This is a genomic window from Verrucomicrobiota bacterium (genome assembly GCA_016871495.1).
GTDB lineage: Bacteria > Verrucomicrobiota > Verrucomicrobiia > Limisphaerales > VHDF01 > VHDF01.
On the sequence record VHDF01000067.1, the window covers coordinates 20,968 to 27,736 of the forward strand.

Here is a 6,769-nt window from a genome sequence, read left to right on the forward strand (position 1 = left end):
TCGTTCCTGATCCCAATCGCGTCACCGGGGATCGGCATGAACGCTCAAGGCGCGGGCTGATTCACGACCGCACTGGGTCGAGCTTCCGGACACCCCCCCGGTTGCACGCCCCAGCGGAACATTGCGCCGGACGCGGCTGGTTGGTAAATCCCTCTCATGCATTCCCCGGAACCGCCTCCTGGCGACAAGATTCATAGCGAAACGTTCCTGCACAGCCTGATGCGCAAGCAGCTTCGATTGTCGGTCGCCTGCGCCGCCGCTTTCCTGGCCGGACTCATGGCCCTGCCGTTGCTGAATTATTTCGCCCCCGAGTTGATGGCCGCGCGAGTTTTTGGCTTCACCCTGAGCTGGCTGATTCTGGGCGTGCTCTTTTTTCCCTATGTCTGGCTCGTTTCCTGGATCTTCATCCGCAAGTCCATTGCCCTCGAGGAGTCCGAAGTGGCGGAAGTCCAGGAAAGCAACACCCGGGAAGGCGGTTCACGATGAGCGATTCGATGGGCCTGTTGGGGGTGATTGCCGTGGATCCATGGATCCTCGGGTTGAGCGTGGTCACGGTGGTGGTCACGATTTGGATGGGGTTCTGGTCGGCCAGAAAAGCCAAGACGGCGAGCGATTTCTTCGTGGCCGGCCGCAGCGTGAGTGTCGGCTGGAATGCCAGCGCCATTTCGGGGGAGTACCTCAGCGCCGCGAGTTTCATGGGGGTCGCCGGCATGGTCATGAGCAGCGGGTATGACGCGCTGTGGTATCCGGTGTGTTACGCTTGCGGTTATCTGTTTCTGTTGCTGTTCATCGCCGGTCCCTTGAGGAGATTCGGGGCTTACACGATCCCGGATTTCGCCGAGGGCCGGTTCGATTCCCCCCTCTTTCGGAAGATCGCGGTGATCTTCGTTTTGTTCATCGGCTTCTTTTACACCATGCCGCAAATGAAGGGGGCGGGCACGACGCTCTCCTACATCTTCCAAAGCGTCGATCTGCGAGGAGGCGCCTTGGAAATGCTGGCGCCTCGTAACGACCAAGGTGAAGCGCTGAAAGGATTCCCCTATTGGGCGGGAGTCCTCATCGTGGGCGCGGTGATTACGTTGAACGTGGCCCTCGGAGGCATGAAAGGCATCACGCTGGTTCAGGCTTTCCAGTACTGGGCGAAAATGTTCGCGATTTCCGTCCCTATCTTCGTGCTCATGGCGGTTCATGGCCACTATGGCCGGCAACTCGGGCAAAACGACCGGACAGGAGCACCTCCCTCCCCGTCTGCCACCGTGGCCGAAGCGCCATCCGATCCCTACGGAGTATCGGCTCGCGCCGCGCTTCCGGCCAAGGCCCCTTCGGATTCAACCTGGATTTCACCGTTTGGCCCTCTGACCACCAAAGCCGCGAAGGCGGCGGGGCTATCGGGAGACGAGGCCAAGCCGTATGCCTTGCTCTACACCTATTCCCTCATCATCGCACTCGTTTGCGGCACGGCGGGACTTCCCCACATCCTGGTCCGCTTCTACACAAATCCGGATGGGGTGGCGGCGAAGCGAACCACGATGTGGGTCATGATCCTGATCGGGGTGTTTTATTTGTTCCCGCCGGTGTTCGGGGTCATGGGGCGCAACCTCATGCCATCCTTGTACGAGGGCACTGGCGCGAAAGGCACCGACAAGGTTGTGCTCGAACTGCCACGCGTGCTGAACGCGGGCACGGGCGCCCCCTCGGCGGCGACGGTCAAAGCCGGATCGTCCGCGTCTGCCGCCCAATCTTCCGGGGTCCTCGGGAGCATTCTGAGCGGCATCACCTGCGCGGGAGCCTTCGCCGCGTTCATGAGCACTTTTAGCGGATTGCTGGTCTCCATGACCGGGGCGCTGGCGCATGACGTCTATGGACGGATGTGGCGTCCTCAATCGACGCCTGAGGAACGCATGCGCATGTTCAAGATTGCGGCCTTCGTAGTGGGTGGAGTTTCGATTCTGCTGGGTTCGCAAGTCGAGAGACTGCAGATCAATTTCATGGTGGGCCAGGCCTTCGCCATCGCCGCGGCGAGTTATTTTCCTCTGCTCTTCATGAGTTGCTGGTGGCGGGGCATGACCATGACCGGAGCGGCCACCGGCATGCTGGTGGGAGGCGTGAGTGCCCTGGCGGCGGTTACTCTGACCAACTTCAGCGACCTCAAGTGGATCGATCTGGACCCGTTTTGGGCGGCGCATCCCCTGCTCAGAATTCTCTGCGAGCAGCCGGCGATTTGGGCCGTGCCGCTGGCGATCCTCCTGATGATCGTGGTGTCGAAAGCCACTTCAGCTTCGATTCCCAACGACATTCGCATGAAAATGCTGGTGCTTCACGCGCCGGAACAGTTGGGCTTGAAGCAGGAGTACATTCAAGAACACCAAGGTCATTGAATTCCTGGCCCGTCATCGAGCGGGAATTCCAGCGGGCCTCGCGCCAGGCCACGACCTGGCATCTAAGGCTGTTTTTCGCGGCGATTTGCACGGCATCGCTCACCGCAGCCATCTTGCTGGGCGGATTAAGCTCCAACCTCGACGGCCGCCTCCCCTTGGGGTTTCTCACCGCAACCGTGTTCCTCGCCAGCCTCGGAGCCGGCGCATTCCTCACTTCCGACGCGCTCAGTGCGGAACACCGGGAAGGGAACTTGATCCTGCTTTTATTAACCCCGCTCCGCGGACGCGACGTCGTCCTGGGCAAACTCGTCATCCTGGCTGGGCAAACCACGGGGGCGTGGCTCGCGATTTCGCCCGTCTTCATGATTCCGTTATTGATGGGCGGTATCGAGGGGTGGGAGGTGGCGAGAACACTCGCCGCGCTCTTCAGCACAATGATGCTCTCTCTGGCGTGCGGCCTGTACGCATCCTCGAAACCGGACACCCATCGCGCTCCCCTTTTCACCAGCTTGCTCTGGCTCTTTGTCATTGGTGCTCTCCCCGGCGTTGCCTGGATCTTCTCGAGATCCAATGACCTTGAACTCGCAGCCGCCCTCTGCGCGATCCTGACTCCCCTGGGGGCCCTCTTCCACGCCAAGGCATCCCTCTACAACGCGCCTACGGGTCAAGGTGCGGCCCATTACTGGGCCGCGCTGGGGGCCCAGTGGATCGGAGTCGGCATCTTCATCCTTCAGGCAGGGTTGAACACCCAACGCCTGGCCCGGCTTCCCCTTGCCCAGCAGGTCGTGGAAACGCCTCCCGCCTCGTCGACGTCCAGTCCGCGCCATGGCAGAGTCACGAAGAAAGAAAATCGGTTCCCCGAGTTCTGGGACCGGCTGATGCAGGCCGCCACTTCGGGATCACTCCTCATGAATTGGCTCACGGCCGTCTGGGTGGTTCTCGCTTTGACCCAACTCTTGAACTCGTCGGAAGAAGGCCATGCTGCATTGGTGGGACTCCCTCTCGTCATCGGAATGGTCGCGAGAATCAAAGCCCTGATGTCCGGCGTTCAGCCCTGGCATGAGATGAGGCGGAGCGGTCTGCTGGAACTCGTTTCCACCACGCCTTGTGGCAGCGCTCGCCTGACGGAAGGTTTCATGGAAACCTTCATTCGTCGGCAAAGAGGTTTACTGGTCCTTCTCACGCTCGCAAGCCTCCTGCTTCCGTTCTCCATGCTCGTCCAGCAGTCCGGCAAGGGTTCGCTTGAAACGATGCGAACCCTCGCGCTCATCAGTGCCGCGGGTCCCGTGCTCGTGGTTTTTTCCGACTTCGACACGATGCGCTGGCTCTCCATGAAAGCCGGACTTTCCCAGCCCACGGTCTTGCGCGGATTGTCCCGGGCCTTTGGAATGCTTTACCTGGGGCCTTGCCTTCTGGTCACGATCGCCGTCCTGGTCAGCTTCAAGTTCGAGTAGTTGTCGGATTCTGTTTTCGTGACCGTCGTCTATTACGGTTTGACGATCGCCTACAATACCGAACTCAAGCGGCGCTGCCGAAAGTGGCTGGAGGGACGGACCGGCGGGACGCCCGTCACGGCTTGAACGAAGCGGGACTGGCGGGCGACAGGATCTTGGTTTCCGCCTCGAACTTGATGCGTTCGAAAAACTCCGCCTGCTGCGCCTGAAAAGCCTGTCGGCGGAGGGTTTTCTTCAGATCTTCCGCCACTTTCTCGTACTCGACCTTCTCCGCCGGAATGCGTTCGCTGAGCTTGATGATGTGGTAGCCGTACTGCGTGGTGACGATGTCGCTCACCTCGTTGGGTTTGAGCGCGAAAGCGGCCGCCTCGAATTCCGGGACCATCTGCCCGCGAGGGAACGTGTATTCGCCTCCGCTGTCCTTCGAGCCCGGATCCTCGGAGAATTCCTTCGCCAGTTTCCCGAAATCCTCGCCCTTTTTCGCCCGCGCCAGGACTTTTTCCATGAGCTTCTTCTTCTCCTTCTTCTGGGCCTCCGCCAGGGGCTCGCCCGACTTGAGATCCTGGGTGGTGATCAGGATGTGGCTGGCGCGGAGCTGCTCCGGCTTGGAAAATTTGGACGCGTTTTCCGTATAGAACTCGCGGGCCTTCTCGTCCGAGATCGGCGTCAGGGCGGCGGCTTCGCGCTCGACCACCATTTCCAAGGTCATCTGCTCGGCATAGCGATTCTGCAGAGATTCCACGGACATCCCGCTTTGAGTGACCTGATGCTTGAAGATTTCCTCGGTGCCGGCTTGCTTGCGCGCGTTGGCCACGAACTCGTCTGCCTTCTTGGCGGCGTCCGCCTTCTCCGCGGCCGTCGCCTTGCCCACGAGGATGCGGGTGATGACCAACCGGTCGAGCAACTGATTCACGATGTCGGCCTTTTGGGAGTCCGGAATCGTTTGCCCGCGCAACCTCGCGTTCGCGGCCGTCTGGCGAAAAGCCTCGTCCACCTCGCTTTTTTTGATTTCGAAGCCTTTCCCCTTGGCCAGCACGGGGTCGGCCACAGCCTCGGCGGCACTGCCGCGAAAGAGTCCCAACATCAAAGCGAGCGCAGCCAAGCAGAGCGATTTTGTTTTCATGATTTAGAATTGGACGACGCGAACGTTTGAAATGTCGGCGTCTTGGGTGATTTCGGAGAGCAACGCCGCGGGAGGAGCGCTGTCGATATTGAGCACCGTGAGGGCCTGGCCTCCCTGGGTGTCCCGGCTCAGGCTCATGCCCGCGATATTGACGCGGTGCTTCGCCATCAACGTACCCACATAGCCCACGATGCCCGGGCGATCCTTGTTGTTCATCAACAAAAGGATTCCGGAAGGCACCACTTCGACGGGTTGGGAATGGATGCGCACGATGCGCGACTCATTGTGGCCGCCGAAGAAAGTCCCTCCGGCCGAGGCCGTTTTGCCTTGGTCGCACACGGTCGCCACGTGCAGCCATTCGTTGAAATCGGTTTCCTCGTTCGACTTGACCTCTTCTACGGTAAGCCCGAGCCGTTGCGCGAGGGTTCGCACGTTCACTTGATTGACATCCTGCCCGCCCGCGCCTTCGAGGAATCCTTTCAACACCGCGCGGGTGACCGGATCGGTCGGAACCTCCTGAGCCTTGCCGCCGTAGGTGACGATGACGCGTTCGTTGCGTTTGGGCGCAATCTGCGCCAGCAAGCGCCCAAGTTTTTCCCCCAAGGCGAGGTAAGGCTTGACCTGTTCGTAAGTCTTCGCGTCGAGATTCGGAAGGTTGACCGCGTTCCGAACCTCCCCTTGCAGCAAGTAATCCGTGATCGCTTCCGCCACCTCGATGCCCACGTTGTCTTGCGCTTCTTCCGTGCTCGCGCCGAGATGGGGCGTCATGATGACTTCCGGCAAGGCTCGCAACGGAGAATCTTTGGCCAGAGGCTCCACTTCGTACACGTCCAGGGCAGCCCCCGCCACCTGGCCCGCTTTGATCGCCTCGATGAGGTCGGCTTCGCTGATGATACCCCCTCGCGCGCAGTTCAACAGCCGCACGCCGGGCTTCATTTTGGCGAAGGTATCCCGATTGAGCATGTTGCGCGTTTGATCGGTAAGCGGCATGTGCACGGTGATGAAATCGGACGCGGCGTAAATAGCGTCCAATTCCGCCAATTCCACCTGCATCGCCCGCGCGCGAGAAAGAGCGAGATAAGGATCGTAGGCGAGCACGCGCATGCCGAACGCAATGGCGCGCCGCGCCACCTCGCTCCCGATGCGGCCCATGCCAAGAATGCCGAGGGTTTTCTTGTAGAGTTCGACGCCTTGAAAGGATTTTCGATTCCACTCGCCCGCTTTCATGGAGGAATGGGCCTGGGGAATCCTGCGCGCCAAGGCCATGAGCATGGAAAACGTGAGTTCCGCAGTGGAAATGGTGTTGCCGCCGGGCGTGTTCATCACCACCACACCGCGCTGCGTGGCCGCATCGACATCGACGTTATCCACCCCCACTCCGGCCCGGCCCACCACGCGAAGTTTCGGCGCCGCCTCGATGACTTTTCGTGTGATCTTCGTTTCCGACCGCACCACGATGGCCGAGACATCCGCCACCACGGGCAGCAATGCATCCTCGGTCAATCGCTTCTCCAGCACTTGCACCTGAAACTCAGAACGTTGCTGAAAGAGGGCCACGCCCTTGGCTGAAACCGGGTCACAGACAAGTATTTTCATTTCGAATCAATGGTCCCGCCTTTCCTGGCGGCCCGGCACTGTAGGTAGGGCTCGCGGGACGGTCAAACCTAGACTCCTCGGCCTGCGGACGCACGGTGCATCCCGATGTTGCCGGTGATGCAGGTAGGGCGCGTCCGTCCCGGCGCGCCGCCGGAGCATGATGTTTTGCATCCCGTGGGCGGCGGGCTGGGACAGGCCCGCCCTACCAACAACATCGG

5 protein-coding genes are annotated in these 6,769 nt (G+C 60.7%); 3 read left to right on the forward strand and 2 right to left on the reverse strand.

Features of this window, described 5'->3' with window-relative positions:
- Positions 1 to 156 precede the first annotated feature (156 nt).
- The 3 genes from FJ404_14045 to FJ404_14055 are packed head-to-tail and all read left to right on the forward strand — an operon-like array spanning position 157 to position 3,832.
- The gene (locus tag FJ404_14045; protein ID MBM3823982.1) at positions 157 to 486 is read left to right on the forward strand and encodes a DUF485 domain-containing protein; all 330 of its coding nucleotides are present in this window, start codon (positions 157 to 159) and stop codon (positions 484 to 486) included.
- Positions 483 to 2,378 (forward strand): cation acetate symporter, encoded by a 1,896-nt coding sequence (locus FJ404_14050; GenBank protein MBM3823983.1) that lies wholly within the window; start codon positions 483 to 485, stop codon positions 2,376 to 2,378. Before FJ404_14045 ends, FJ404_14050 begins: the two co-directional genes overlap by 4 nt.
- Positions 2,375 to 3,832 carry a hypothetical protein gene (locus FJ404_14055; protein MBM3823984.1) on the forward strand — a complete coding sequence of 486 codons (1,458 nt, stop codon included), beginning with the start codon at positions 2,375 to 2,377 and terminating at the stop codon, positions 3,830 to 3,832. The genes FJ404_14050 and FJ404_14055 overlap by 4 nt, the downstream gene beginning before the upstream one ends.
- Before the next feature lie 115 nt (positions 3,833 to 3,947).
- Here the strand turns inward: FJ404_14055 and FJ404_14060 are convergent, their stop codons facing one another.
- Complete coding sequence (locus FJ404_14060; GenBank protein MBM3823985.1) at positions 3,948 to 4,955, reverse strand: hypothetical protein; 1,008 nt, start codon at positions 4,953 to 4,955, stop codon at positions 3,948 to 3,950.
- A gap of 3 nt (positions 4,956 to 4,958) precedes the next feature.
- Positions 4,959 to 6,551: a phosphoglycerate dehydrogenase gene (locus FJ404_14065; protein ID MBM3823986.1), complete on the reverse strand. Its 1,593-nt coding sequence runs from the start codon at positions 6,549 to 6,551 to the stop codon at positions 4,959 to 4,961.
- Positions 6,552 to 6,769: the final 218 nt, after the last annotated feature.

Bases quoted from the DNA above. Each gene is read 5' to 3' on its own strand.
- FJ404_14045 (MBM3823982.1), top strand. From the start codon at position 157: ATGCATTCCCCGGAACCGCCTCCTGGCGACAAGATTCATAGCGAAACG.
- FJ404_14065 (MBM3823986.1), bottom strand. From the start codon at position 6,551: ATGAAAATACTTGTCTGTGACCCGGTTTCAGCCAAGGGCGTGGCCCTC.
- FJ404_14060 (MBM3823985.1), bottom strand. From the start codon at position 4,955: ATGAAAACAAAATCGCTCTGCTTGGCTGCGCTCGCTTTGATGTTGGGA.
- FJ404_14050 (MBM3823983.1), top strand. From the start codon at position 483: ATGAGCGATTCGATGGGCCTGTTGGGGGTGATTGCCGTGGATCCATGG.